This is a genomic window from Streptomyces stelliscabiei (genome assembly GCF_014873495.1).
In the GTDB taxonomy this organism is placed as follows: Bacteria; Actinomycetota; Actinomycetes; order Streptomycetales; family Streptomycetaceae; genus Streptomyces; species Streptomyces bottropensis.
Genome location: NZ_JADBGF010000001.1, coordinates 6558020 through 6582864, shown reverse-complemented (window position 1 = coordinate 6582864; position 24845 = coordinate 6558020). Strand labels below are relative to the sequence as shown.

At 70.7% G+C, this 24845-nt stretch carries 19 protein-coding genes; 9 read left to right on the top strand and 10 right to left on the bottom strand.

All coding sequences use genetic code 11. The annotated features are described in order from the left end of the window. Positions 1-23 precede the first annotated feature (23 nt). The 4 genes from trhA to H4687_RS29315 all read left to right on the top strand — a co-directional run bounded on the left by trhA (position 24) and on the right by H4687_RS29315 (position 3952). Positions 24-782 carry a PAQR family membrane homeostasis protein TrhA gene (gene trhA / locus H4687_RS29330; RefSeq protein WP_097249445.1) on the top strand — a complete coding sequence of 253 codons (759 nt, stop codon included), beginning with the start codon at positions 24-26 and terminating at the stop codon, positions 780-782. Positions 783-933: 151 nt separating this feature from the next. After that, the gene (locus H4687_RS29325; RefSeq protein ID WP_046916701.1) at positions 934-2514 is read left to right on the top strand and encodes a DHA2 family efflux MFS transporter permease subunit; all 1581 of its coding nucleotides are present in this window, start codon (positions 934-936) and stop codon (positions 2512-2514) included. A 4-nt stretch (positions 2515-2518) separates the two neighbouring features. Beyond that, positions 2519-3184, top strand: a complete 666-nt coding sequence (locus H4687_RS29320) for a TetR/AcrR family transcriptional regulator (protein WP_192781733.1) — start codon at positions 2519-2521, stop codon at positions 3182-3184. Between the two features lie 33 nt (positions 3185-3217). Next, entirely contained in the window at positions 3218-3952 is a 735-nt protein-coding gene (locus tag H4687_RS29315) for a Mut7-C RNAse domain-containing protein (RefSeq protein WP_046915367.1), read from the top strand. Positions 3953-3989: 37 nt separating this feature from the next. Here the strand turns inward: H4687_RS29315 and H4687_RS29310 are convergent, their stop codons facing one another. The 3 genes from H4687_RS29310 to H4687_RS29300 form a co-directional block, all read right to left on the bottom strand. Further along, the gene (locus H4687_RS29310; protein ID WP_159026143.1) at positions 3990-4499 is read right to left on the bottom strand and encodes a DUF3592 domain-containing protein; all 510 of its coding nucleotides are present in this window, start codon (positions 4497-4499) and stop codon (positions 3990-3992) included. Positions 4500-4696: 197 nt separating this feature from the next. Further along, positions 4697-6262: a multicopper oxidase family protein gene (locus H4687_RS29305; RefSeq protein ID WP_192781732.1), complete on the bottom strand. Its 1566-nt coding sequence runs from the start codon at positions 6260-6262 to the stop codon at positions 4697-4699. Further along, complete coding sequence (locus tag H4687_RS29300; RefSeq protein WP_046915365.1) at positions 6262-7455, bottom strand: FAD-dependent oxidoreductase; 1194 nt, start codon at positions 7453-7455, stop codon at positions 6262-6264. Before H4687_RS29300 ends, H4687_RS29305 begins: the two co-directional genes overlap by 1 nt. Positions 7456-7540: 85 nt before the next feature. On the opposite strand from H4687_RS29300, the gene H4687_RS29295 reads away from it, so the two are divergent. Beyond that, positions 7541-8014, top strand: coding sequence for a MarR family winged helix-turn-helix transcriptional regulator (locus tag H4687_RS29295; RefSeq protein ID WP_233443710.1), 474 nt, complete (start codon positions 7541-7543; stop codon positions 8012-8014). 133 nt (positions 8015-8147) lie between these two features. Here H4687_RS29295 and H4687_RS29290 read toward each other — a convergent pair whose 3' ends face one another. From H4687_RS29290 to H4687_RS29270, 5 genes are all read right to left on the bottom strand, one after another. Beyond that, positions 8148-10640: a galactose oxidase-like domain-containing protein gene (locus tag H4687_RS29290; RefSeq protein WP_046915363.1), complete on the bottom strand. Its 2493-nt coding sequence runs from the start codon at positions 10638-10640 to the stop codon at positions 8148-8150. Further along, positions 10637-11923, bottom strand: coding sequence for a glycosyltransferase (locus H4687_RS29285; RefSeq protein ID WP_046915362.1), 1287 nt, complete (start codon positions 11921-11923; stop codon positions 10637-10639). Before H4687_RS29285 ends, H4687_RS29290 begins: the two co-directional genes overlap by 4 nt. Beyond that, positions 11920-13659, bottom strand: coding sequence for an ArnT family glycosyltransferase (locus H4687_RS29280; protein ID WP_046915361.1), 1740 nt, complete (start codon positions 13657-13659; stop codon positions 11920-11922). Before H4687_RS29280 ends, H4687_RS29285 begins: the two co-directional genes overlap by 4 nt. Beyond that, positions 13656-14918 carry a glycosyltransferase gene (locus H4687_RS29275; protein ID WP_046915360.1) on the bottom strand — a complete coding sequence of 421 codons (1263 nt, stop codon included), beginning with the start codon at positions 14916-14918 and terminating at the stop codon, positions 13656-13658. The genes H4687_RS29280 and H4687_RS29275 overlap by 4 nt, the downstream gene beginning before the upstream one ends. A gap of 211 nt (positions 14919-15129) precedes the next feature. Next, positions 15130-17178, bottom strand: coding sequence for a thioredoxin domain-containing protein (locus H4687_RS29270; protein ID WP_046915359.1), 2049 nt, complete (start codon positions 17176-17178; stop codon positions 15130-15132). 236 nt (positions 17179-17414) lie between these two features. Here H4687_RS29270 and H4687_RS29265 point away from each other — a divergent pair, with 236 nt between their 5' ends. Then, entirely contained in the window at positions 17415-20699 is a 3285-nt protein-coding gene (locus H4687_RS29265) for a tetratricopeptide repeat protein (RefSeq protein ID WP_046915358.1), read from the top strand. Between the two features lie 389 nt (positions 20700-21088). On the opposite strand, the gene H4687_RS29260 is transcribed toward H4687_RS29265, so the two are convergent. Next, on the bottom strand, positions 21089-22471 hold the full coding sequence (locus tag H4687_RS29260; RefSeq protein ID WP_050399533.1) for a hypothetical protein: 1383 nt from the start codon (positions 22469-22471) through the stop codon (positions 21089-21091). 427 nt (positions 22472-22898) lie between these two features. Then, complete coding sequence (locus H4687_RS29255) at positions 22899-23351, bottom strand: hypothetical protein (protein WP_159026178.1); 453 nt, start codon at positions 23349-23351, stop codon at positions 22899-22901. A gap of 175 nt (positions 23352-23526) precedes the next feature. Here H4687_RS29255 and H4687_RS29250 point away from each other — a divergent pair, with 175 nt between their 5' ends. From H4687_RS29250 to H4687_RS29240, 3 genes are all read left to right on the top strand, one after another. Continuing rightward, on the top strand, positions 23527-23814 hold the full coding sequence (locus tag H4687_RS29250; protein ID WP_046916274.1) for a helix-turn-helix domain-containing protein: 288 nt from the start codon (positions 23527-23529) through the stop codon (positions 23812-23814). Then, positions 23780-24097: a hypothetical protein gene (locus H4687_RS29245; RefSeq protein ID WP_046916275.1), complete on the top strand. Its 318-nt coding sequence runs from the start codon at positions 23780-23782 to the stop codon at positions 24095-24097. The genes H4687_RS29250 and H4687_RS29245 overlap by 35 nt, the downstream gene beginning before the upstream one ends. A 91-nt stretch (positions 24098-24188) precedes the next feature. Continuing rightward, entirely contained in the window at positions 24189-24836 is a 648-nt protein-coding gene (locus H4687_RS29240; protein WP_050399532.1) for a hypothetical protein, read from the top strand. Positions 24837-24845: the final 9 nt, after the last annotated feature.

Below are 24845 nucleotides of genomic sequence, written 5' to 3'. Positions count from 1 at the left end.
GTTCCGTAGGTACGATGCAAGGTATGACAGCGTCCGTCCCCGATGCGCACCCGGAGACGCCGGCCGACAGCCGCACGTCCGACGCGCGAACCCAGCCGCATCAGCTCGCCCACCAGATCACCGACGAGATCCACCAGATCACCGACGAGATCAAGCCCAGACTCCGCGGCTGGCTGCATCTCGGCATGTTCCCGGCCGTACTCGTGGCTGGTCTGGTGCTCACCGCCCTCGCCGACTCCACACGCGGACGCATCGCGTGCGGGATCTTCGCCCTCACCGCCTGCCTGCTCTTCGGCGTGAGCGCGCTGTACCACCGGGGCACCTGGAGCCCCAGGATGGACGGCGTCCTGCGCAGGCTGGATCACGCCAACATCTTTCTGATCATCGCGGGCTCCTACACCCCGCTCACCATGCTGCTCCTGCCCGGCGCCAAGGGTCAGTGGCTGCTCTGGGGCATCTGGGGGGCGGCGGTCGCCGGCATCGCCTTCCGGGTGTTCTGGGTCGGCGCCCCGCGCTGGCTCTACACCCCCTGCTACATCGCGATGGGCTGGGCGGCGGTCTTCTTCCTGCCCGACTTCATGCGCACGGGCGGCATCGCCGTCCTGGTCCTGGTGATCGTCGGCGGCCTGCTCTACAGCATCGGCGGAGTCATCTACGGCCTCAAGCGCCCGGACCCGTCACCGCGCTGGTTCGGCTTCCACGAGGTGTTCCACTCCTTCACGCTCGCCGCGTTCGTCGTGCACTACGTGGGGATCTCGATGGTGGCCTACCAGCACGGCTGACCCTCCGGGGCGACCGGACACGCCCACTCCCTCCCTGGCCGCGGCTCTCCAGCCGCGGCCACTTCCGTATGCCCGCCCACACCTCACGGCCCGCACCCCTCCACCACCCGACAATTGACATCTACCATCTTTTGAGAGTTACTCTCATTTCATGGAGACTGTCATCACCCCTCCCCAGGCTCGGCCCGACCCCCGCCGCTGGTGGGCCCTCGGCGCCCTCGTCGCGAGCATGCTGGTGCTCGGTTTCGACATGACGATCCTCAACGTGGCGCTGCCGACCATGGCCGGCCAGCTCGGCGCCAGCACCGGTGAGCAGCAATGGATGGCGGACGCGTACATCGTCGTGTTCGCGGCCCTGATGCTCCCGGCCGGACTCCTCGGCGACCGGTTCGGGCGGCGGCGCATGCTGATCACCGGGCTCGGCATCTTCCTCGCCGGGTCGGTCGTGGGCGCGCTCGCCCAGGACGTGGACGCGGTGGTCGTGGCCCGCGCCGTGATGGGGATCGGCGCCGCGCTGGTCACCCCGCTCGCCCTGTCGGTACTGCCCTCGCTCTTCGCCCCCGACGAGCGCACCAAGGCCGTCGGCATCGTCTCGGCGGGCTCCACGCTGGGCCTGCCGCTCGGCCCGATCATCGGCGGCTGGCTGCTCGACCACTACTGGTGGGGCTCGGTGTTCCTGATCAACCTCCCGATGGCGGCGATCGGCATGGCCGCCTGCGTCTTCCTGCTGCCCGAGACGCGGGATCCCGCCTCTCCCAGGGTCGACACGCTCTCCACCGCGCTCACCGCGGCCGGCCTCGGCTCGCTCGTCTACGCGATCATCGAGGCACCCACGCGCGGCTGGACCGACCCGCTGGTCCTGGGCATGTTCGCGGCGTCGGCCGTCCTGATCACCGCGCTGGTACTGCGCGAACGGCGGGCCATCCGTCCCATGCTCGACATGGGGCTGCTCGCCCACCGCGGCTTCCTCTTCAACGCGCTCGCCGCGACCCTGGTCATGTTCGTGCTGTCCGGCCTGATGTTCGTTCTGCCGCCGTATCTCCAGGCCGTCCTCGGCAACGACGCCCTGGGCACCGGCGTACGGCTGCTGCCCCTGATGGGTGGCCTGCTGGTGGGCGCGCGGGTCGCTCAGCCGGTCGTCGAACGCTTCGGGTCCCGGTCCGTGGTCGGCGCGGGCCTGGTGGTGCTGGCCTTCGCCGCCCTCCTCGGCAGCCGTACGACGGTCGGCTCCGGCTACGGGTTCACGGCGCTGTGGCTGTCGTTGGCCGGAGCCGGCTTCGGGCTCTCGATCGTGCCCGCGATGTCCGGCGCCCTCGGCACCCTGCCCGCCGACCGGGCCGGCTCCGGCTCCGGGCTGCTGATGACCTTGCGTCAGGTGGGCGGCGCCATCGGCATCGCCCTGCTCGGCAGCCTGCTCGCGGGCGTCTTCCGGGACCGGCTCGACACCGCCGGGCTGGCCTCGTCCGCCGCCGACACGGCCGGGGACTCGGTGGTGGCGGCCCACGTGGTCGCCGAACGGGCGGGCGCGGCCGATCTCCTCACCTCCGCGAACTCCTCGTACGTCCACGGGATGGGCCTCGTCCTGCTGGTGTGCGGCGCCACGGCCCTGGTCGCCGCGCTGCTGGCCGTGGCTCTGCTGCCGAGCGCGCCGACGGCGAAGGACGGCGGGAGCACCGGCGGCGAGGACACCGGGCCTGACCTGGCCACCTCGCGGGCCGATGCCCGACAATGACCGCATGACGGCCGCACGCCCCAGCACCCCCATCGACACCCCCACCGGCACCCCCACCGGCACTCCCGCCGACCGCCCGCCGCTCGGACTTCGTGAGCGGAAGAAGATCAAGACCCGCGAGGCGATCCGCGCCGCGACCTACGCACTGGTCGAGGAGCAGGGCTACGACGCCACGACGATCGAGCAGATCGCCGACCGGGCGGAGGTGTCGCCGTCGACCGTCTTCCGCTACTTCCCGACCAAGGAGGACATCGTCCTCACCGACGAGTTCGACCCGCTCCTCCTGGAGGAACTGCGGAACCGGCCGCCGGACGAGCCCTGGACGGACAGCATCCGTCACGTGATGCGAGAGGCCGTCCGCACGGGCGTCGAGGAGGACGCGGCGGTGGCGCGGCTGCGTACGCGCCTCATGGTCCAGATCCCCGCGGTGCGCTCGCGCATGATGGAGAGCATGTCGGTGACGGGCCGCATGCTCTGCACCGCCATCGCCGAGCGCACCGACCGGGACCCGGACAGCCTGGAGGTACGGGTCTACGCCATGTCCCTGATCGGCGCCCTGCTGGAGACGTCCCTCTACTGGGCCGAGAACGGCCACCGCGACGACTTCTCCGCACTCGTCGATCGCACCCTGGCCACGCTCCAACACGGACTGCCGAGGGGAAATCCCTGAGTCCGTCCCCCTCCCCCGTGCCATCCTGACCAGGTGAGAGCCGCCGAGATCCATATCGAAGTCGCCCCCGAACTGGCCCTGTTCGTCCCGCACGGCCGCCGCGCGGGCGCGACCCCGCTGGCCACGGACGGGATCTCGACCCTGGGCCACGTGGTCGAGTCCCTCGGCGTCCCGCTGACGGAGGTGGGCGCACTGGTCGTCGACGGCCGCGAAGTCCCGGTGTCCCACATCCCGGCGCACGGCGAGTCCGTCACCGTACACCCGGTGGAGCGCCCCCAGCGCGTCCCCGGCGCCCCCCTCCGCTTCCTCCTCGACGTCCACCTCGGCACCCTCGCCCGACGCCTGCGCCTGCTGGGCGTGGACACGGCCTACGAGTCGACGGACATCGGCGATCCCGCCCTGGCCACCCGTTCCGCCGCCGAACAGCGAGTACTGCTCAGCCGCGACCGGGGCCTGCTGCGACGCCGCGAACTGTGGGCCGGCGCGTACGTCTACAGCACGCACCCGGAGGACCAACTGGCCGACATCCTGGCCCGGTTCGCCCCCGACCTGAACCCGTGGACCCGCTGCACGGCCTGCAACGGCCACCTGAAACCAGCGACGAAGGAGCAGGTCGCCGACCGCCTGGAGGGCGGCACCCAGAAGTCGTACGACGTGTTCGCCCAGTGCGACGCGTGCGGCCGGGCGTACTGGAAGGGCGCGCACCACGAGCAGTTGGAGGCGATCGTGCGGGAGGCGTTGAGGGTGCGCGGCGCGACCCCGGAGTAGTTCGCCGGATGTCCCCGCACGCATCGCGTCCGTCTGTTCAGGTGTCCAGCCGCGGGTGCCCGTCCTGCGTCCCCTCCGCCTCGGTCTGTCGCCCGGCGCGCGCGACCTCGCGGAGGGCGCCCGCCAGAGAGCCCGCCGCCAGCAGCCCGACCACCATCGATCCCTGCCGGATTCCGTCGGCCTCGCCTCCGTCGAGGCGGTCGGCGTGGCGGACGTCGGAGACATCGAGCGGGCTGCTGTACACGACGGGTATCCGCGCTCCGGGCTTCGCGTCGGTCGCCGGACCGCCCGAGACGTCGACGTACGCGCGCACAGGGCCGGACGAGGTGTCGAAGCGCACGGTCAGGGAGGTCGCCGAGCCTTCCTCCGACCGGCCGGCGATCTCGACGACGGTCGCGTCGGTCCTGATCCCCTCGTCGCGCAGATGCCGCAGCGCCTGGTACTCCTGACCCGCCTCCCCTCCCATGACTCCGGCGATGGTGCCGAACATCAGGAAGCCCCCGACGGCGAACCGGGTTCTGGCCCAGCGGGGGGGGCCAGCAGCCACGACTCCGGGCCCAGTCGGAGGAGCCCGGCCACGAGTCCGGCCGGCGAAGGTATGCGGTCGATCCGACGACGGGCCCGCTCCCAGCGTCGTAGCGCTCCTTCATCTGCGCCTCCACTGCCGATTTCGAGCATCGCACGCACAACGCGGAACCCGAAGCCCTCCGTACGAGGCGGCACTCTCCGGGGTAGGGGGCCGTCTCAACCCGCGTCGTGGGTGTGGGGTCCGCCCGGCCGTTCGCCCGGGGCGAGGACGACGAACTGGCCCATCAGGCCCTGGTCCTCGTGGGTGAGCAGGTGGCAGTGGTACATGTACGGCGTCCGGCGGTCGGTGTGGCCGTGGAAGCGGAGGGCGATGCGGACGGGGGTGTTCGGTGGGGTGTGGACGGTGTCCTTCCAGCCGCGCAGCGACTCCGGTGGGGGCGTGCCGTCGATGCTCAGGATCTGGAACTGGGCGTCGTGGACGTGGAAGTTGTGCGGCACACCGTCGTCGGCGGTGATCTCCCAGATCTCGGTGGTGTCCTGGGTGACGGCGAAGTCGATGCGGGCCATGTCCATGCCCCGGCCGTTGATCCGGTTGCCGGAGAGTGCGAAGGTGCGGGTCGCCGCGACGGCCGACGTGTCGATGCGGGGCACGTCGGCGAGCCGCTCGGGCAGCGCCGCCGACGGCTTGAGGCGGGGCGCCGCGCGGAGTTGGAGGATGTCCAGCGTGTCGTCCCCGCCGGCGAAGCGCCGGTTCCAGGGGTCGAGGCCGAGTCGGGGCGGGTGGCTGCGCAGCACGAGCCGTTCGCCCGGTGCCGGTGCCAGGACGATCTCGGCGCGTTCTCCGGGCGACAGTTGCACCCGGTTGGTGCGGTACGGCTCCGCGAGCAGCCCTCCGTCGGTGGCGACGAGCGCGAACGGCCGGTCGTCGTCCAGTCCGAAGCGGTAGACCCGGGTGCTGGAGGCGTTGAGCAGCCGCAGACGCACGCGCTGGGTGGTGACGTCGAAGTACGGCGTGAGCGTGCCGTTGACGCTGACGGTGTCGCCGACCGGGCCCGCGCCGCTCATCGTCGGCCCGGACTCGTCGAGTTGGTTGTCGGCGTGGAACTTCTTGTCCTGGACGATGACCGGGATGTCGTCGACGCCGTACCGGTCGGGCAGGCGCCGCAACTTGGTCGGTGTGGACGACCCGGTCGGTGCGGACGGCGCGGTCGGTTCGGGTGGCGGCTCGTCGACGATGAACAGGCCGGCCACGCCACGGTAGGCGTGCCGGGTCGTCCGCCCGTGCGGATGGGGGTGGTACCAGAGTGTGGCGGCCGGCTGGTCGATCCGCCAGGTCGGCGACCAGGTGTGTCCCGGCTCGATCGGCTGGTGCGGGCCGCCGTCCATGGCCGCGGGCAGACGCATGCCGTGCCAGTGCAGGCTCGTCGCCTCGGGCAGGTCGTTGCGCACCCGCAGCAGGACGGTCTCGCCCCCGGTGGCGCGCAGTGTCGGTCCGAGGTGGGCGCCGTTGACGCCCCAGGTCGCGGTGGGCCGTCCCGGCCGGAACCGGTGCCGGCCGGGGGCGATCCGCAGGTCGAAGACCCGGCGACCCGCCCCGTCGCGGCGACTTCGGGCGAGCGGCGGGACGGCGAGCCGGTTGGTGAAGGAGAGCTTCCCGGCGGTGTCGATGTCCGCGCCCGCCCAGAGATACGTCAGGCCGCCCCCGGCCAGGGCGGCGGTGGCCGGTATCCCGAGCAGGCCCAGCTTCAGCAGCCGTCGGCGGTCGAGGCGTCGCGCGCCCATCAGACGGCCACCGGGTGGTCCCACTCGATGTGGTGGTCGTACATCCAGGCGTGCGAGGCCGGGTTGGCGAAGAACTTCAGCGCGACGGGCATCATGAGGTCCCGGAGGACCCGGGCGACCGGACCGGCGGTCTTGCTGTTCGACAGCGTCCGGGAGTACGCCACCACCTTCTCCACACGCGGGCGGCGCAGGCGCTCGTACGTGGTGTACGCGGTGGTGGTGTCGGGTGCGTCGCGCAGGCACTGGGCGAGGACGACCGCGTCCTCGACGGCCATCGAGGCGCCCTGCCCGGCGGACGGGGAGGTGGCGTGCACCGCGTCACCGATCAGCGCGGCCGGTCCCCGGTGCCAGACCGGGCTGGTCGGGATGTCGTGCACGGGGTAGGCGCCGATCTCTCCGACCAGGTGGTCGAGGATGCGTCGGATGACCGGTGTGTCGTCGGCGAAGAGGTCGGCCAGGTGACGCCGCCACTGGTCGGTCGTCATGGCGGCCAGGTCCTGCCGGCTCGGTTCGTCCGGCCGGTGGAGGTTGGCGAACCAGTAGGTCTCGCCCGACTCCCGGACCAGATAGCCGAAGAACGCCCGCCTGCCGAAGACCAGGTGCTGGGTGCCGGTGGTGGGGGCCAGCCCGGTGCCCTCGCTGTAACCGCCGACGCTGAGCAGGCCGGTGAAGCGGGGCGCCGGGGCGTCGGGGTCGAGGAGGCCGCGGGTCCGGGAGTGGATGCCGTCGGCGCCGATGAGGAGGTCACCGCCGGCCTCGGTGCCGTCGGTGAACCGTGCGACCACCCCGGTGGGCAGGGCCCGATAGGTGGCGAGGCGCTTTCCGTACACGAGGGGGATGCCGCGTTCGCGGACCTCCGTGCGCAGCGCCCGCTGCAACGCGCCGCGTCGGACGCAGAGGCTCACGGTGCCGTCCGGCAGCCGGGTGCCGTTGGCCACCTCGCCGAGCCGCTTTCCGGAGCCGCTCGACATGACCATGCGGGGGATCGGGACCCCGTCCACGTGGCGGGTGAGGTCGACGCCGATGGCGCGTAGCGCGTCGAGTCCGTTGGAGGCGGTGTTCAGGAACGACCCCACGTAGTCGTCGGGCCCGTCGTACGCCTCGTGGACCAGCGGTTCGATGCCCGCGCGCCGCAGCGCCAGGGCCATGGTCAGGCCGCCGATCCCACCGCCGATGATCAATGCCGTCGTCATTGTGACGCCGCCCCCTTCGGTGCTAATCTAGTAACAGACAGTTATTTAGTTCGCACGAACGAAATGTAAGAGGAGCGTGGCACGGGTGTCAAGCGACGCGGGTCGACGCGGCGAACTCCTCGCCGCGCTGCATCAGGCCGGCCGCGAGCACAGCAACGCGGCGGTGATGTTCCACGCCGCGGTCGGCGCCCGCATGGGGCTGGGCATGACGGAGGAGAAGACCCTCGATCTGCTGGAGCGGGAGGGGCCGTTGACGTCGGGGGAGATCGTCGCGCGCACCGGTCTGGCGCCCGCGTCGGTGAGCGGGCTGGTCGACCGGCTGGAGCGCAAGGGGTTCGTCCGCCGGACGCGTGACCAGGCCGACGGCCGCCGGGTGATCGTCGAGATCGAGCGGGACCACGTGGCGAGTTTCGGCGCGCTGTTCGCCGACTTCGTCACCGGTCTGGAAGCGTTGTACGCCGACTACACCGACGAGCAGCTGGACGTGATCCTCGACTTCCTCCGCCGGTCGGCCGCCGTCCAGCAGCAGGCCACGGGCACGCTGACCGGGCAGAACTGACGGCGCCAGGAATCGGGTTCGGGGATCGGGGATCACCCCCTGCCCGTGCCAGGGCCCCGTACCCGACGGATGTCCGTCGGGTACGGGGCCCTGGACCCTCGAACTGACCCTTAGCGGTCGAGGACGCCGATCGTCAGCGCCGTCGCACGTCCCCCTTCCCGCAGGCCAGGCCGTCCCGGTCGCGGTCCAACCGCAGCGGATCGTCCTTGCCGTTGACCTTCAGGCGGCCGTAGTCGTTCTGCTTCAGCCACGCGCACCGCGACGCCGTCGTCTCCTTCACCTCGTCGGGGAAGGCCGTCGGGACGCAGACGTTCGCCGTGCCGTAGTGGCGGTCGCAGCCGGAGACGGTCGGGCTGACCTTCTTCGACCTGGTCTTCTTCAGCGGGCCCGTGGTCTTGCCCTTCGGGGCGTCCGCGAAGTCGTGGACATGGGCCGAGGGGGCGTCGCCGGAGGCCGCGGCCAGGGCCGACGGGCCCTGGAGGTGGACCCATTCCGCGACCGACGGAACGCCGCCTGCGTCCACCGCGAAGAGCATGTACCAGCCGGGCGGCGCCAGGTTGGGGTTGCTCGTCACGTTGAGGTCGATGTTGTTGCCGTCGACGGACAGCGGCAGGTCCACGAACCGCTGGTTCGGGTCCGAGGAGTGCGTGACCGCCGCGGGGCGGATCAGTTCCGCCTTCACGATCGGCCGGTCCACCGTGATCCGCTGCGTGTCGCCGTACACCCACTCCTTGTCGATGACCGACGTGATCTTCGGGCGGGGTCCCTTCAGGAGGTACGGCGGGGTGTAGAGGGACACGTCGTGGTTCCAGGTGCCGTTGCCCGGGTTGTCGCCGGTCGTCATGACGCGGCCGTCGGGGAGCAGGAACGCCGAGGAGTGGTAGCCGCGCTCCTCCGGGTCCGTCGCCACCGGGTCGAAGGTGTTGGTCGCCGGGTCGTAGAGCGACGACTCGTAGACCGGGTCGGCGCGGTTGTGCAGGCCGCCGCCCGTCTCCAGGACCTTGCCGTCGGGCAGCAGCACCGCCGAGACGTACATCTTGCCCTGGCTGCCCGTCTGGGCGACCTTGCCGTTGCCGAGGTCCACCGTGCCCTGCGGGATCGGCGGGCCCGCGACGTACGCCGGGTTCGCGGCCTTCAGGTCGATGACATCCGTCAGGCGGTTGGCGTCGGGGTTGGACTCGATGTTGCCGCCGCCGAGCGTGAGGACCTTCTGGTCCTGGGCGGGCGGCAGCAGCACGCTCGCGGACTGGTCGCGCTCGTCCTTGCGCTGCAGGCCCGGGATCTGGGTGATCGTGTTGGCGCCGTAGTCGTAGATCGCGCTGCCCGTGCCGGGGATGTTGTTGCCGAAGACATGGCTGCCGGAGTAGAAGAGGCGGCCGTCCTGCATGAGGATCATCGAGGGGTACAGGCCCCAGTACGACCAGGTCTGGTGGACCTTCCAGAGTTCGAGCCACTTCTGCTCGGCGTCCGACCACAGCTCGGCCGTCACCGAACCCGTGGAGTCCTCGCGCAGTCCGCCGAAGGAGATGACGTCACCGTTGCCGAGGATCGTCGCCGACGGATACCAGTGGCCGTCGTTCATGTCGTTGGTCTTGCTGTAGGTCTCGGTGACCGGGTCGAAGACGTACGAGTCCTTGTAGCCCTCGTAGCCGTGACCGCCCGCCACCGGGTACGCCTTGTTGCCGCTCATGACGAGGACCCGGCCGTCGTCCAACTGCACATGGCCCGCGCAGAACATGTCGTCCGGGGTCGGGATCTGCTTGTACGTGCCGTTCTTCGGGTCGTAGACCGCGGAGGTGAACGTCCCTGCCTCGAACATCTGCTCGCTGTTGCCGGAGCCGGCGATCAGCAGCACCTTGCCGTTGTTGAGGACGACGGAGTGCATGGAGCGGACGGGGTTCTTGGTGGGCAGCACGTCCCAGCGGCCGTTCAGGCACTCGTCCGGCGTGCCCGTGCACTGCGGCTGAGGGACGGGGTCGGCCACCTGGTCCATCGTGTAGTCGTCGGTGGTGACGGAACCGGTGCCGTAGACGGAGACGCCCCAGGTGATCCGGTCGGTGCCCGCCGGGATCTGCGGGGTGCGGACCGTCGCCTCGGTCCAGCTCCCGGCCATGTCCAGCGTCTTGAGGTCGGTCCAGTACTGCCAGCCGGCCGTGGTGTCGTGCCGGAAGAGGGTGACGGACGTGTCCGGGGTCGTCGACTTGTACCAGAGGGCCAGGTCGTACTGCTTGCCCACGGTGACCGTGGGCGCGCAGGCCGCCGACTCGGTGATGAGGGCCTTGCGGTCACCGGAGACCCGGCGGGTCAGCTCGACCTTCATCGCCTTGGCGCCGGAGTGGGCGCCCGCCACCGTGGTGAAGGTGAAGTCGTTGTCGCCCCAGCCGGACTTCTCCCAGCAGTACGGCATGCCGTCGGTGCCGGCGGTCTCGAACCCGGGGTTCTGGACCAGGTTGGCGGCGGACGCGGACTGGGGCGAGACCAGCAGGAGGCCGGCGGCGAGCGCCCCGACCGCCAGCAGGGCCGTGCTCCGTCTGACCCTGGGCAGGGGCCCGGGTCTGCGGCGGATCCCGAAGCGGCCCCGCAGATGCAAGCGGCCCCGCGGATGGTTCATCGGATGGTTCTTCACACGGCTCTCCTTGCCGGCTCGACCTGCTTCTGCTCGACCTGCTTCTGCTCGGCCCGCTTCTGCTCGACCTGCTTCTGCTCGGCCCGCTTCTGCTCGCCGTGCTCCCCACGGCGAGACGCCTTTCGCGGCAGATAGACCAGCGCCTCGACCGCCACGAAGCGCAGTACGAACGTCGTCACCAGGGCGAGCGCGGTCGCGGTCAGCGCCCCCATCCCGAACCGGCCGACGAACAGGGCGATCAGCGGGATGCGCAGCACCAGATCGGCGTTGGCCAGCAACGCGAACCGGCCGACGCGGTCCCACGCCTTGCGGTGCCTGCGCCGCTCGCGGAAGCACAGGTGCTCGATGAGGAAGAAGTTCCAGAGGACCCCGAGCTGGTTGGCGAGGATCTCGGCGGGGAGGTAGTGCATGCCGGCCGAGGTGAGGGCGTACAGGCCGGCCAGGTTCGGCAGGAAGCCGGTGACGCCGATCAGCCCGAAGACCAGCATGCGGGCCACGGGCGAGGCGGTGCGCAGCCCGGCGAGGTGGCGCAGGAACCGCAGGCCCTCCCGCGCGGTGGACTTGGACTCGCCGGCGTACCGGTCCTGGAAGACGAACGGCACCTCGGTGACCCGGCGGGGGCGGCTGCGCACGGCGAGTTCGAGGAGGATCTTGTAGCCGAGCGGCTGGAGGATGTCGGCGGTGACCGCGCTGCGGCGGATCGCGAAGAAGCCGCTCATCGGGTCGCTGATGCCGTGCAGCCGGCGCGGGAAGAGGGACTTGGTGAGCCAGGTCGCCCCCCGGGAGACGGCCACGCGGTAGCTGCCCGCGAGCCCGGCCCGGCTGCCGCCCTTGATGTAGCGGGAGGCGACCACCAGACCCGCCGACGACCGCTCCCCGGTCGCCACCAACTCCGGTACCAGCGACGGCGGATGCTGCAGGTCGCCGTCCATGACGACGATCCAGTCGGACGTGGCCGCCCTGATGCCCTCGACGACCGCGCCGCCGAGTCCGCCGACCGGTTCGTCGCGGTGCAGCACGGTCACGGGGAACGGACAGTCCTGCGCGGCCTCGCCGATCACCGCGGGGGTGTCGTCGGTGGAGTCGTCCACGAAGACGACCTCGCAGGGCAGCCGGGCGGGCACCGACTCCGTGATCCGGTGCAGCAACTCCCGTACGTTGGCAGACTCGTTGAAGGTCGGTACGACGATGGTGACGGCGCCGGGCTCGGGGATCTCGACGCCGCGGACGGCCGGGTCGTCCAGCTCCCCGGGGGCGGTGGACTCGTAGCTTCCGCTGTTCATCGGTCGCCTCCAGCGGCCTCGGTGTCGCGGACGCGTTCGTCGTCCGCCTCCTCGGTCCCGCGGACGCGGACGTCGCCGCCTGCGGTGTCGATCCTGCGGATCTCGATCCGGTCCTCGCCGGTGCCGAAGGTGGCGACCGGCGTCGAGTTCTCCATGGCGCTCCTGACGTTGGGTAGGTCCACCGCGTCGCGCCGAACGGTCGGGGAGGCGACCACGTAGTCGAGGTCGCGCCAGCCGCGCGGCATCGTCTTCGTCACCGCCGGGTCCAGGTCGGCCTTGTAGAACCAGATGACGCCGAGCCCCGGCTCGTACCCCTCGTGGACGAGGTCCAGCCAGAGCGCGTCGTCCACGAGGACCCGGGTGCCCTCGGGATCGTCGACCTCACGCCCGAGCCACTCGGCGGCCTTCTGGTAGGGCGCGTTGGCGTCGAACGTCATCGCGGTGTGGTTGCCCTCGTACCAGCGGGGGGCCACGTACGCCGTCGCGAGGGCGGCCAGGGCGACGGCGACCGTGTAGCGCGCCCAGGTCAGGGGCCGTGTCTCCGCAGCGCCCCGCCCTCTGCGCAGGACGCCGTGGGCGACGCTCGCCGTGCCGCCCGCGAGGACGAGCGCGAGGAAGGGCAGGGCCTGCAGGACGTACATCGCGGGCAGATAGCCGGGGCGCAGGGCCATGCCGGCGAGGATCGCGACGGCGAGCGCGGGTCCGGCGAGGGCGCGCGCGGTCACCGACCAGCGCCAGGTGACCAGGAGCAGCAGCGCGCCGGCGAGGCCGCCGAGGGGCAGGACGCGGTCGTAGTACAGCCAGGACTGCAGGACGCCGTACGAGCCCGTGCCCTCGGTGAGGAGGAAGCCGGAGCCGGGGCGGCTCATCTGGTAGACGATGCCGTCCCACAGTGAGACATGGCCGGCGCCGGGGAACAACTCGCCCTTGAGCAGGGCGAACAGTGGGTACGAGGCGCCGATCAGGACGCAGGCGGTGACGGCGCCGGTGAGGGCGAACTTCCGGGTGTCGCGGTGGCTGTGCCGCCACATGGTGAGCAGCACGGCGGGCAGGACCAGGAGCATCGTCTCCTTGGTGAGTACGGCCGCGGCGGCGGCCAGCCCCGCTCCGAAGTGGTGCCAGAGGTGACGGCTCGGTGAGGCGGCGAGGCAGAACGCGAGGAGCGTCCACATCACCGCGATGTTGTCGAGGAAGATCTCCCGCTGGAGCACCACCGACAGCGGGGACAGCCCGAAGAGGACCATGCCGAGGCCGGCGGCCCAGCGAGGCAGCGAGAGGCGGCGGCCGAGGACGTAGACGAGGACGGCGCTGACGGCGCTGACCGCCAGCATCACCACGCGCATCGAGCCGACGGTCATCGACTCGGGGGCGAGCTGGGCGGGGATCCAGGTCAGGACGGCGAGCTGGATCCAGCCGAGGGGCGGGTGGTCGTACCAGTAGGTGTAGTGGGCGAGCCCTCTGCCCTCCTGCACGGCCCAGGCCTGCGCGAGGTAGGTGCCCTCGTCGTCGCTGAGGGCCGGGTAGTCGGCGATGTTCCACCCCTGCACGATCATGATCGCGACGAGGAGGAGACCGCAGAGGATCAGGTCGGGGCGCGAGTCGCGCAGCCGCATCGGTGCGGTCGGAGGGGAAGCGGACGCGGTCGTTCGACCGGTCGAACCGGTTGTGGGCACAGCTGTCCGTTGCGCGGGGACCTTGACCTCTGTCTTGGTCGCCGCGGGAAGTGTGGAGGTCACGCAGGAACGTCCTCTCGGTTCACGTGCGCGAGATGTGCGCCGACGTGGCTGGTCAACTCCCAGTCGTTGCGGCCGCGTTGCTCACGCCACACCGCGCGTACGGCGGCGAGGGCGAGGAGCACCTGGTAGAAGGGGCCGCCGACGATCAGCTTGACGTAGTGGGTGAACCGGACGCGGAGGCCGTACTGCTGGCCGAAGTCGTGCAGTCCGACGACCTCGAACACGAAGGTGACGAGGGCGGTCACGGCCGGCAGGAAGGTGATGAAGGCGACGCCGACGGGGACGTCGAGGAAGAGCGCGACGGCCACGTTGAGCGGGATGATCACCCCGGAGACGGCCTGGAGATACGGCGTCATCAGCGTGTAGCGGGCCAGCAACCGCTGCCGGAAGCCCGGCAGCTGCTTCCAGTCCCTCTTGCGGTAGACCTGGAGGAAGCCCTGGTTCCAGCGGGTGCGCTGCTTCATCAGCGACACCAGGCTGCCGGGGGTCTCCTCCCGGGTCACCATGTCGGAGTCGTAGGCGACGACGACCTTCTTGCCGACGCTCGACAGCCGGACGCCCAGGTCGCAGTCCTCGGCGAGGCAGTCGGGGTCCCAGCCGTCGGCTTCCCGCAGGACGCCGGTCCGGACGAAGACGGTGTTGCCGCCGAGCGGGATGAACCCTTTCTGCGCGTGCAGATGCAGCCGGGACCGGAACCAGAAGAAGTACTCCAGGCAGTTGCGCAGGCTGTACCAGCTGGAGTGGAAGTTGATGAGCTGCACCCCGCCCTGCACGACGTCCGCGCCCGTGGTGCGAAAGGCGTGGTCGACGTGGGACAGCAGTTCGGGATGGACCTGGTCCTCCGCGTCGAAGACGCCGACGACGTCGCCGCGGCAGTGCGGCAGCGCCGTGTTCATGGCCCTGGGCTTGTTCTTCTTCTCGTGGTGGTCGACGACCACGCGGACCCGGGGGTCACTCCCCTCGGCCGCCCGGGCCACCGCGGTGGTCTCCGGGTCGTCGTGTCCGACGATCACGATGATCTCGAAGTCGTCGTGGCTCGATTCGAGCAGTCGTTGGATGGTGTGGTCCAGCACGGCCTGTTCATGACGTGCGGGCAGCAGCAGTGAGAACGACACGTGTTCGTCGCCGTCGGGTCTGCTGAACCGGGTGGAGGCGAGCACTTCGGGCGTGCGCCACGCGTGCATCTGCCACCACAGGGTGAAAGCCGCCATCCAGAACAGGGCGAGCGAGACGACGCCTATGAGGACATAGGTCAGCAAGAGATCCCCCCGGATCCGAATACCCCCTGATGCGAGGGGGGTTACTCCCGTCGCATCACTGTGAGGAGACTAGGGGGAAACTGTGAACCCGGGGAGCCCTTCCGATAAAAAGCGTGTTTCCGTTCGAGGGAACATGTAGTCGGATGTGTCCTCACACCGACCTGTTTCTCGGCAGTTGTTCGATCTTGTCCCGGTCTCCTACCGGCGAGTTTCAGCCGGTCGAGGCCACCCCGAGAGCCGTCCCCAACCGGTCGACATCGGTCGTGGGAGCGTCACAGGTGAAGTTACGGCAGACGTACGCGGTCGGTTCACCGCCGACGAGCGGACGGTCGGCCAGCAGCGGCAGTTCGTCGCTGTCCGGGGTCCCGACGGCGACCACCGCACCCGGAGCGGTCCCCAGCAACGCCGTCCGGTGCAGTTCCCGCGTCCCCGGATGCCCCTGCGGCCCGAGGACCGCCACCTCGCGCGGCCCGTCGAGCAACGCCTCGGCGGTCGCCAGCCCCCACCCGATGAACCTCGGCGCACGCGGCCCCAGCGCCTTCACCACGCCCAACGCCCGCTCGGCGGCCCTGCGATGGGGCTCGGAGCCGGTGTGCGCGGCATAGCCGAGCAGCGCCCCGGCCGCCGCGCTCCACCCGGACGGCGTGGCGTTGTCGGTCGGGTCCTGCGGCCGCCGGATCAGCTTCTCCGCGTCACTGGCGGTGTCGTACAGCGCCCCCGACTCCTCGTCGACGAAGCGCGCGAGCACATGGTCGAGCAGGAACCCCGCGAACTCCAGCCACACGCCCTCCCCCGTGACCGAGGCCAGCGCCAGGAACCCCTCCGCGACATCCGCGTAGTCCTCCAGCACCCCCGCGTTGGCCCCCACCTGGCCGTCCTTGCTGGTCCGCGCAAGCCGTGCCCGCTCGTCCAGGTGCAGGCGTACGAGGAGGTCGGCGGCGGCGATCGCGGCGTCCACCAGGTCGGGGCGGTCGAAGTAGGCGCCGGTCTCGGCGAGCGCGGCGACGGCCAGCCCGTTCCAGGCGGCGACCACCTTGTCGTCCCGGCCGGGTGCGGGGCGGCGCACCCGCGCCGCGAGCAGCCGCTCCCGGACCGACTCGATCTTCCCGGCGTCGAACACGCCTTCGCGCTGCGGGAGTTGCAGCACGGACGCCCCCTCTTCGAAGGTGCCCTCCTCCGTGACCCCGAAGTGGTGCGCGGCGAGCCGCGCGTCCTCCTCGCCGAGCACCTCGGTCAGCTGCTCGGGCGTCCAGACGTAGTAGGCGCCCTCGACGTGCTTCCCGGTACCGGTGCCGTCGTCGCTGTCGGCGTCCAGCGCGGAGGCGAACCCGCCCTCGTTCGTCCGGAGTTCACGGACCATGAAGTCGGCCGTCTCCAGTGCGACGCGCCGGGCGAGTTCGGAGCCGGTGGCCCGCCACAGATGGGCGTAGACCCGGCAGAGCAGGGCGTTGTCGTACAGCATCTTCTCGAAGTGCGGCACGACCCACTCCCGGTCGACGGAGTACCGGGCGAAGCCGCCGCCGAGCTGGTCGTAGATGCCGCCGCGGGCCATGCGCTCGCACGTGTCCCGCGCCATCTGCAGCGCGCCCTCGGAACCGGTGCGCGCCGCGTGCCGCAGCAGGAACTCGATCACCATCGACGGCGGGAACTTGGGCGCCCTGCCGAATCCGCCGCGTGCCGCGTCGTACTCCCGGGTGAGCCCCAGCAGCGCCTGCGCCAGCTCGTCCTCCCCGGGCACGTCGACCGCCGCGAACTTCAGCTCCCGCCCGGCCAGGTCCCGCACGATCTTCCCGGCGACCTCGGCGACCTCGTCGCGCCGGTCGGCCCAGGCGGCCCGCACGCCCTCCAGCACCTGCCGGAAGGACGGCATCCCGTGCCGGGGCTCCGGCGGGAAGTACGTCCCGAAGTAGAACGGCTCCCCGTCCGGCGTCAGGAACACGGTCATGGGCCAGCCACCCTGCCCGGTCGCCGCCTGCACGGCCTCCATGTACACGGCGTCGACGTCGGGGCGCTCCTCGCGGTCGACCTTGACGCTGACGAAGTGGGCGTTCAGGTACTCGGCGGTCTCCCCGTCCTCGAACGACTCGTGGGCCATCACATGGCACCAGTGGCAACTCGAATACCCCACGCTGAGCAGCACCGGCACGCCCCGCCGCCGCGCCTCCTCGAACGCCTCGGCCGACCAGGGCCACCAGCCGACCGGGTTGTCGGCGTGCTGGAGGAGGTAGGGGGAGGTCTCGTGGGCCAGTCGATTCGCCATGGGCACCATCATTCACCAGTACCCAGGCAGCGCCGTTCAGCACAGGCGCGCGCCCCCGAAAGGGGCGCGGGGAACCGCGCGGGCGACCACGAAGGAGCCTCGGTCGGCGAACGGCCCCCGCCCCCACGGCGAAACCCCGAACCTCGTCCCCGGCAGGGATCACGCCCTCTCGATTAGTCACGCCTCTCGCCCCACACTGGCCGGAGGCATGCCGTTTCGGCGAAGGGGGACGTGTGATGCGGGACAGCCACCGGGGGGAGGCCGAAGGGCTGTTGGTCCGGGCGGTCGAGGAGGAGGTCCGCAGGTCGGGCGGCCGTACCGACGGGGTGGTGCTCCTGGGCCGCGCCCGCGCCGCGCTGGACACGATGGCCCGCAACGCGGCGGAGGAGTACGAGGCGTACACCCGCGCACTGGACGAGTCGCAGGCCGGCCGGCTCACCTTCGGCCAGCGCTACGCGAAGGAGGGCGCCGGAACTCCCCTGCTGGTCGCGGGCGTTGCCGCGGGCACGGCGGTCGTGGCCGACCTCTCCTTCGGTGTCGGCGCCGGCACCGCCGTGAGCACCGGCCTGATCGTCGGCATCGCGAGCGCCGTGGCCACGGTCCTGAAGGTGACGGCCTCCCATGTACCCGCGGCCCACCATCGCGCGGGCGCCCTGGGCCAGCCCGGCGGCCCCGAGCAGCTGCGGCTGCAGTGGCTGACGGCGCTGGAGGTGCGCGGGATACGGCCGTTCCTGGACCAGCAGCGCGTACTCGCCGCGTCCACGCCGAAGAAGAAGGCTCCCCAGCTGCGCGGCGCCGACAAGAGCGCGGCGGCGCGGCGGCGCAATGTGCTGGAGCAGTCGTTCCTGCAGATCCCGGAGGCGGACGACCGCTTCGCGGGCCGGCGCACGGAGATGGGGAGAATCCGCCAGTGGGTGCAGGCGGCCCGCGCCGAGACCGAAACCCGGCCGACGGTCGTCGTGCTGCACGGCGCGCCCGGCTCCGGTCGTACCGCCCTCGCCGTGCGCGCGACCCACGAGCTGCGGGACTACTTCCGCGGCGCCTGCGTGGTCGATCTGCGCGCCGACAGCCCGGAGGAGATTCCGCTCTCCACCCGGGACGCGCTGATGCATCTGCTGAATCGCCTCGGCGCCCCCCGCGACCAGCTCCTCTTCCGTGAGCGCACCTCGCAGGACCAGCAGGTCAAGCGGCTCAGCGAGCTGTACCACCAGCATCTGGCGGCCGTGCCGGTGACGATCGTCCTGGACGACGCGTCCGACCCCGAGCAGGTCCGCGCCCTCGTCCCCGAGCGCTCCGACAGCCTCGTCCTGGTCACCGCCCGCTCCGCGCTCGCCCTGCCCGCCGACCTGCCCGCCTGGGTCCATGAGCTGCCGGTCGAGGCGCTCGACGGGAAGGGCGCGCTGGAACTCCTGGAGACCACGGCCTCGGAGCCCGGAGTACTGTCCTCGGGTCCGCCGGCCCAGGCGTACGGCGGCTCGTCCTCGGCGCCCTCCGTGACAGCGATCGACCCGCACGCGCACCCCGCCGAACCCCTCGCCCGGATCCGGGAGCTGTGTGGCGGCCTGCCCCTCGCCCTGCGCGTCGCCGGTTCGTCGCTCGGTCCGCGCACGCCGGGCCAACTGGCCACGGAACTGGGTGCGTACGGCCCGGTCGAGCCGGTCGAACGGGCGCTGTGGCTCCGCTACACCGACCAGTCGGACCTCTCCCGCAGACTGCTGCGCCGCCTGGCGCTGGCCGGGCGCGCCTCCCTGGGCGCGGCGGCTGCCGCCTCCCTCCTCGCCACCGACGAGACGGAGGCGACCCGTCACCTCACCGCGCTGGCCCGCGCGGGCCTGATCGACCATGTCCACGGCAACCGCTACCGCCTGCACGACCTGGTCCGTGCCTTCGCCCACGCCCGCCTCCTGGACGAGGAGGAGCCGAGCGAGCGCACCGCCGCGCAGGAACGCCTGATCGTCACCTACGCCGACCTCGCCGACTCCGTCCTGCGTCTGGTCGACGGCAACATGTCGACCCGCTCGGACCGCTTCGGCCAGCACGGCTTCGTCTCCCTGGACGAGGCGCTGCGCTGGCTGGACGACGAGACCAGTTTCATCACCTCCACGCTCCGCCACGCGGAGGGCGTGAACCAGGCGGCGGTCCTCAGCCTCCTCGGCGCGCTGTGCGACTACTGCCTGCTGCGCGGCGACCTCTACCGCCTCGGTGAGCTGAGCGAGCTGGCCCAGTCGGTCGACCAGGGCCTGCTGACCCGCTCGGTGCAGTGGCGTACGGGTATCGCGGCCCGTCAGCTGGGCGAGCTGGACAAGGCCCGCACCACGCTCGCCTCGGTCGTCGGCCTCTACCGGGAGACCAACCACGACGCGGGCGCCGCCCGCGCCCTGTGCTCGCTCGGCATCACCCTGCACCACCAGGGCAACCTGACCGAGGCGGCGGAGAAGCTCCTGGAGGCGCTCCAGCTCCAGTCGGCCCCCCAGCTGGCGGCGGACCGTGCCTGGACGATGCACGCCCTGGCGGCGGTGGAACGCGACCGCTCCCATCTGGCGGACTCCCTGGACCTGTTGACCCGCGCCCTGGTCATCCACCGCCAGCAGGAGTCGCTGCACGGCGAGGGCTGGGCGTACTTCCAGCTGGGTCAACTGCTGCTGCGCATGGGCGAGATACCGCGCGCGGAGAGCGAACTGCGCACCGCCCTGGACCTCTTCGGCCGGACCCGCGACACCCGGGGCCAGGCCTGGTCCATGACCCAGCTCGCCCGCGCCCGCCTCGTCGCCGGTGACCCCTCCGCCGCCGTCGACGGCCTCCGCCAGGCCCTGTCGCGCCACCGCGACAACGAGGACGCCCGCGGCGAGGCCTGGAGCGGCTACTACCTCGGCCAGGCGCTGGAGGAGACCGGCACCCTCGACCAGGCGGTCCGCGAGCTGGAACGCTCCCGCACGATGTTCTCCCGCATGCGGGACGTCTACGGCCTGGCCTGCGCGAGACATCATTCGGCCCGCGTCACCCGCGACCAGCGGGCCGTCCAGACCGGCTCGTTGCGCAACTCCGGCTTCGCCCGCCAGCTCCTCGTCGACGCCCGCGCGGACTTCCAGCGCATCGGCGTCGCCCACGGCGAGGCCTGGACCTGCCTGGAGCTGGCCGTGGTGGACGCGGGCAACGCCCGCACCCCCCAGGCCCTGGCCCTCTGTGAGGAGGCGACCCGCCTCTTCACCTCCTACGGCGACCGCCGCGGCGAGGACTGGGCCCGCTTCCTCAAGTGCACCCTGCTGCCGTACGCGGCCCCCGGCGGCGTCGAGATCGGCACCGCCGTCGCCCAGGAGGACCTGGCCCACCTCTCCCGCACCGCCCACCCGCTGCGCGACGAGAAACTCACCGAGTACATCGAGGCGTACGGGCTGCTGCTCGAACGGGGCGTGAACCTGGAGAGCGGCTGGCGCGCCTGGACCCTCGGCATGGTCCCGAACCGCCACGCGCGGGAGGTGATGGGGGTACCGGTGACGGGCGTCACGGGCGGGCACGGGTGAGCGAAGGGCACCGGGGCGCCCGACGCGGCACAACAGCACCGGGCGCGCGACACGGCTGAGGAGCACCGGAGTACCCGTCACGGCGAAGGAGCACCGGGAGCCCGTCACGGCGACGCGCGCCGTGCGACTCCGCGACACCCGAGCGGTGTCACGGAGCCACGCCGTCGCACGATCGCCCCGGGCGTCAGCCCTTCACGGACGTCGCGCCCGGGCGTCAGCCCTCAGGGACGTCGCCCGAGGGGGCGGCCCTTCACGGACGCCGTGCCCCAGGCGTCAGCCCTTCACGGACGTCGCCTTCCCGCTCGCCTCCGTCGCCGTCTCCTCGACGGAGGCGTCCGTGTCCGGCGACTCCTTGAAGTCGACCTTGCCCATGTGCTTGTTCATGGACTTCATCGACGCTCTTCCAGTACCCGATAGTCGCTGAACTGCGGCGGAACACCATTTCGTTGATCATCTGGGAGACGGATGGGAAATGACGGCAGCCATGGCCCGGAGCTGAGGAACTTCTCCCACACTTCCTGGAGGTACTCGGCGATGCGCTTCTCCATCGCCATCGTCACCATCGTGTAGACGCCCTCGACGCCGGGCAGCTCGTGCCCCATCCGCGCCTCCTTGGCCACCGTCGGGATGTCTGCCCCCGGCTCGTCCAGGAGCTCCCTGTGCCAGTGCCTGAGACGGTAGATGTCCTGTCCGGCCATCTCCTCGACGGGCGGCAGTTTCGGGCGGGCGAACCGCTCGTATCCCTTGCGGGACGTCCGCTCGTCAGCGCCGTCCCGAATCGGGTGCCAGTAGTCCCGCTCGAACTGGGTGCCCAAGAGCGGCTTGCCCATGATGGACAGGAAGACGAACGGCTTGTCGTGGGAGGCCAGCAGCGCGGAGTGCAGCTCGTGCAGGAACGGCGGTATGACGAGCGACCGGTGCGACTCGTACTTGGGGCCGGCCAACACTGGTGCCCCGTCGGCGTAGTACAGCTGGTGTTGGACCCTCAGGGCGTGCAGGCCGCTGGCGTCGTACCGCTTCGCGGCCTCCTCGCGGCGCTTGCGGTCACGGTCAGCGGCTGGCCAACTCGGGGAGGCGTAGCCGCGCTGCAGCCCGTACATCTCGCCGGGGGGCCGCATGCCGGTGAAGGCGACGGTCCAGATGTATGTCCATCCGGCGAAGCCCCACACGTGGTAGGCATTCGTGGCGAGTTGATGGATGGCACGGATGGGCAAGTCGAGCTTGGGGCGACGGGTCTGCTTCTTCGTGTACTTCCCGCGGCGGCGCTGTTCGATGATCGGCGAGTCAGTCCGCAGCTTGTACTTGAGGATCGCGTCCTCCATCAGCATGCGGAACAGCCCCCGCAGCTGGTCGACGTAGTTCTCGGAGTACTTCGCCTCGATGTGCTTCTTCCACACGTCGTACTCGAGCGCCGTGATGGCGCCGACCGGCCGCTTCCTCCAGTACGGGACGATCACCGCGTTGAGCATCGACTTGTAGGTGTCGACCGAGTTCGGCCGCAGGGAGGCCGCCTCGAACCAGAGCCAGCAGTAGGCCTCCATCAGCGTCTGCGCTGACGCCCGCGGAATGTTCTTACCGTGCCGCACCTCATACTCGCGGTCCAGCCCGTAGTTATGGGCCTCGGCCTCATCCGCGAACGGGACACCTGGCTCAGGGCCAGAAGCAGAGTCGTACAGCTTCGCCTTGGTGGGCTTTCCTTCACCGTCGAGCTTGTACTCGCCGTTCCACCACTTCACACGGATCGAGTTTCCGCGCACCTCGACGTAAGGCATGCGTGTTCCCTGGGTTGGCAGTCGTGGGTCGTACGGATACACCGACAGGCACCCCTGCCGCCGGCTCTCCGCGTACCGACTGCCTAACTTGCCCGGCCGACTGGGCAACCGCCGCAAGCTCTGCAGTCGATGCCCTCACCTTTCATCAGCCGCCGAACGCGATCCTGAACTCCCGCGTCGGTTGCGGCTGCTGAGGCGAGGACGCAAACGATCTCTCCTCTGATCTCCATTACCTGACCCATGAAGCCGGGCCGATCGAAGGTAACGATCGTCGCCACAGGTCCCCCTTTACCCTCGGAGACCCCCCAGGTGGACCGACAGAGTTACATGCCAGACGCGTGGGCGGCAGGGGGTTACAGGGGATTCATGGATCACAGATGGTCACGATCCGATTACAGCGAAATGGTTGTATGACCATCGCCGAAAGTTACTCGTCATTCGGGAACACCCCCTGTTCCTGCAGCTGCTTGATCAGCCCCTCGTACATCGCATCAACTTGACCGAGCGTGAGGTCCGGGGCGACCACGCCGGCCGACCGCGTCACGGCCTGCCGGAGTTCGGCCTTCAGCTTGCCGGGGTCGAAGCGCACGATCTGCGCGCTGTCGATCAGTTGCCTGCCGTCCTGAAGGGTGATGGAGTCCGCCCCTTCCAGGACCGCACGGCACGAGCCCGACAGCAGGCCGAACCCCGCCTCGAGCTTCGCGTACGACGTGTCGGTGACCGGCTCACCCTTCTCGACCTTGCTGTACGTGGTCACGGACAGGACGCAGCGCTTCGCCGCGACACGCTTGTCGGTGATGCCGAGCGCTACGCGGCGCTGCATCACGAGTACCGCGAGTTTCCGCAGGTGAGGTGCGGTGCGGTCCATGGGGGACGCCATGCACCCAATGATGGCAGCTACCTCCAGCTACCGCCAGAAACCTCTAGCACCGTGACCGAAACTTGGCGCGCACTCGGCGCATACAGGGGCGCAACTCACTCAATCTCTAGCGATTTCTAGAGATTACTAGCGAGTATGGGTAGAAGTAGCTAGCTACGGTCGCTAGATTCCTCGCATGCACAAACCCCCAACCACCTACCAGGTGGACGGGGCGGCTATCCGCACCCGCCGCAAGGCACTGGGCCTGAGCCAGGCCGAGTGCGCCAGCCGGGCCGGGATCACCAGGGCGTACCTCAGCCAGCTGGAGAACGGCGCCCGACAGGACATGCGGCCCCCCACATACGCGCGACTTCGCTCCGCCCTGAAGAGCAAGCAATCAGACCGGCTGCTCCTCCCCGCACAGCAGGAGCGGCAAGGAGAGGAACCAGATGTCCGCCACGAAGGCGCCCCCGGCACGGAGTAGGACGGCCGGGCCCGTCCTCGAGAACTTCTACAACCTCAAGCAGGCGACCGTCCGGCTCGGTCTCGCCACCGAGGACGAGAACGACAAGCGCGGCCAGGACTGGCTCCGTCGCGGGGTGAACCGGAAGCCCGGTCAGGGGCCCAAGTTCCCCTGCTACCGGATGGCCAACCAGCTGATGTTCAGCGACTCCGACCTCGCCGAGATCGCCGAACTGGTCCGCAACAAGGTGGACGGCCGCAGCAAGCCGCGGGCCAGCCGGAGGAAGCGCCCCATCGCCCGCTGAGCACACGCGAAACGGGGCCGGTGGACCATGCCCGGTCCCTCGACCCCGCCGAAGAAATCGCCTCACCTCACCACTCTGAAATGAGGTTCACGTGGAACAGGCTACCCAGTCCGCCACGCCCACCGCACCCGTCGAGGCCGAGGAGCTGGTGCCCGCCGGGGCGACCCTCCTCGAGGCCCACTCTGTGGCCGGCCGCATCATCACCCAGCTCGCGACGTTCCCCCGCGACATAGACCTCAAGCGGGAGATGCACGGCCAGTACAGCGTCCAGATCTACTGGAGCAGCGACTACTCCGGCGTCGCCGCCTTCGCCGCCTGGGCCGACCAGCCCTGGCACATGACGCCCACCGAGTCCGGCGAGGCCGTCTACGCCGAGGCCCGGGCCATCGTCGACAACGTCGCCGTGTGGGCCTGGACCATCCTCACCCGTGAGGAGGCCGCTACCGCCGAGCAGCTGCTCACCGCCCCTCGCGTCACCGCGACGGCCGCCGCCTGCGACGCGGAGCCCGCCCCGGCCCCTGTGCCGCTCGGCGAGAGCCCCGTCGCCCAGGCCCAGCCCGACCTGTACGCCCAGTCGACCGCCCGGTACGTCGCCTCCCTCGGCGGAAGCGTCGTCGCTCTGGTCCCCGCCGTCGAGGCGGCCACCGACGACGACGGCGACACGGTCTCCCTCACCGCCGCCCACGTCGAGCCCGGCCACATGGTCGTCTCCACCCCGGCCGCCGGCGGTGACCTGTGAGCCGCGACC

Excerpts from the sequence above, each read along its gene's own strand:
- H4687_RS29250 (WP_046916274.1), top strand. The coding sequence starts at position 23,527 with ATGCACAAACCCCCAACCACCTACCAGGTGGACGGGGCGGCTATCCGC.
- H4687_RS29285 (WP_046915362.1), bottom strand. The coding sequence starts at position 11,923 with ATGAACAGCGGAAGCTACGAGTCCACCGCCCCCGGGGAGCTGGACGAC.
- H4687_RS29320 (WP_192781733.1), top strand. The coding sequence starts at position 2,519 with ATGACGGCCGCACGCCCCAGCACCCCCATCGACACCCCCACCGGCACC.
- H4687_RS29265 (WP_046915358.1), top strand. The coding sequence starts at position 17,415 with ATGCGGGACAGCCACCGGGGGGAGGCCGAAGGGCTGTTGGTCCGGGCG.
- H4687_RS29260 (WP_050399533.1), bottom strand. The coding sequence starts at position 22,471 with ATGCCTTACGTCGAGGTGCGCGGAAACTCGATCCGTGTGAAGTGGTGG.
- trhA (WP_097249445.1), top strand. The coding sequence starts at position 24 with ATGACAGCGTCCGTCCCCGATGCGCACCCGGAGACGCCGGCCGACAGC.
- H4687_RS29300 (WP_046915365.1), bottom strand. The coding sequence starts at position 7,455 with ATGACGACGGCATTGATCATCGGCGGTGGGATCGGCGGCCTGACCATG.
- H4687_RS29305 (WP_192781732.1), bottom strand. The coding sequence starts at position 6,262 with ATGGGCGCGCGACGCCTCGACCGCCGACGGCTGCTGAAGCTGGGCCTG.
- H4687_RS29325 (WP_046916701.1), top strand. The coding sequence starts at position 934 with ATGGAGACTGTCATCACCCCTCCCCAGGCTCGGCCCGACCCCCGCCGC.
- H4687_RS29255 (WP_159026178.1), bottom strand. The coding sequence starts at position 23,351 with ATGGCGTCCCCCATGGACCGCACCGCACCTCACCTGCGGAAACTCGCG.
- H4687_RS29245 (WP_046916275.1), top strand. The coding sequence starts at position 23,780 with ATGTCCGCCACGAAGGCGCCCCCGGCACGGAGTAGGACGGCCGGGCCC.
- H4687_RS29270 (WP_046915359.1), bottom strand. The coding sequence starts at position 17,178 with ATGGCGAATCGACTGGCCCACGAGACCTCCCCCTACCTCCTCCAGCAC.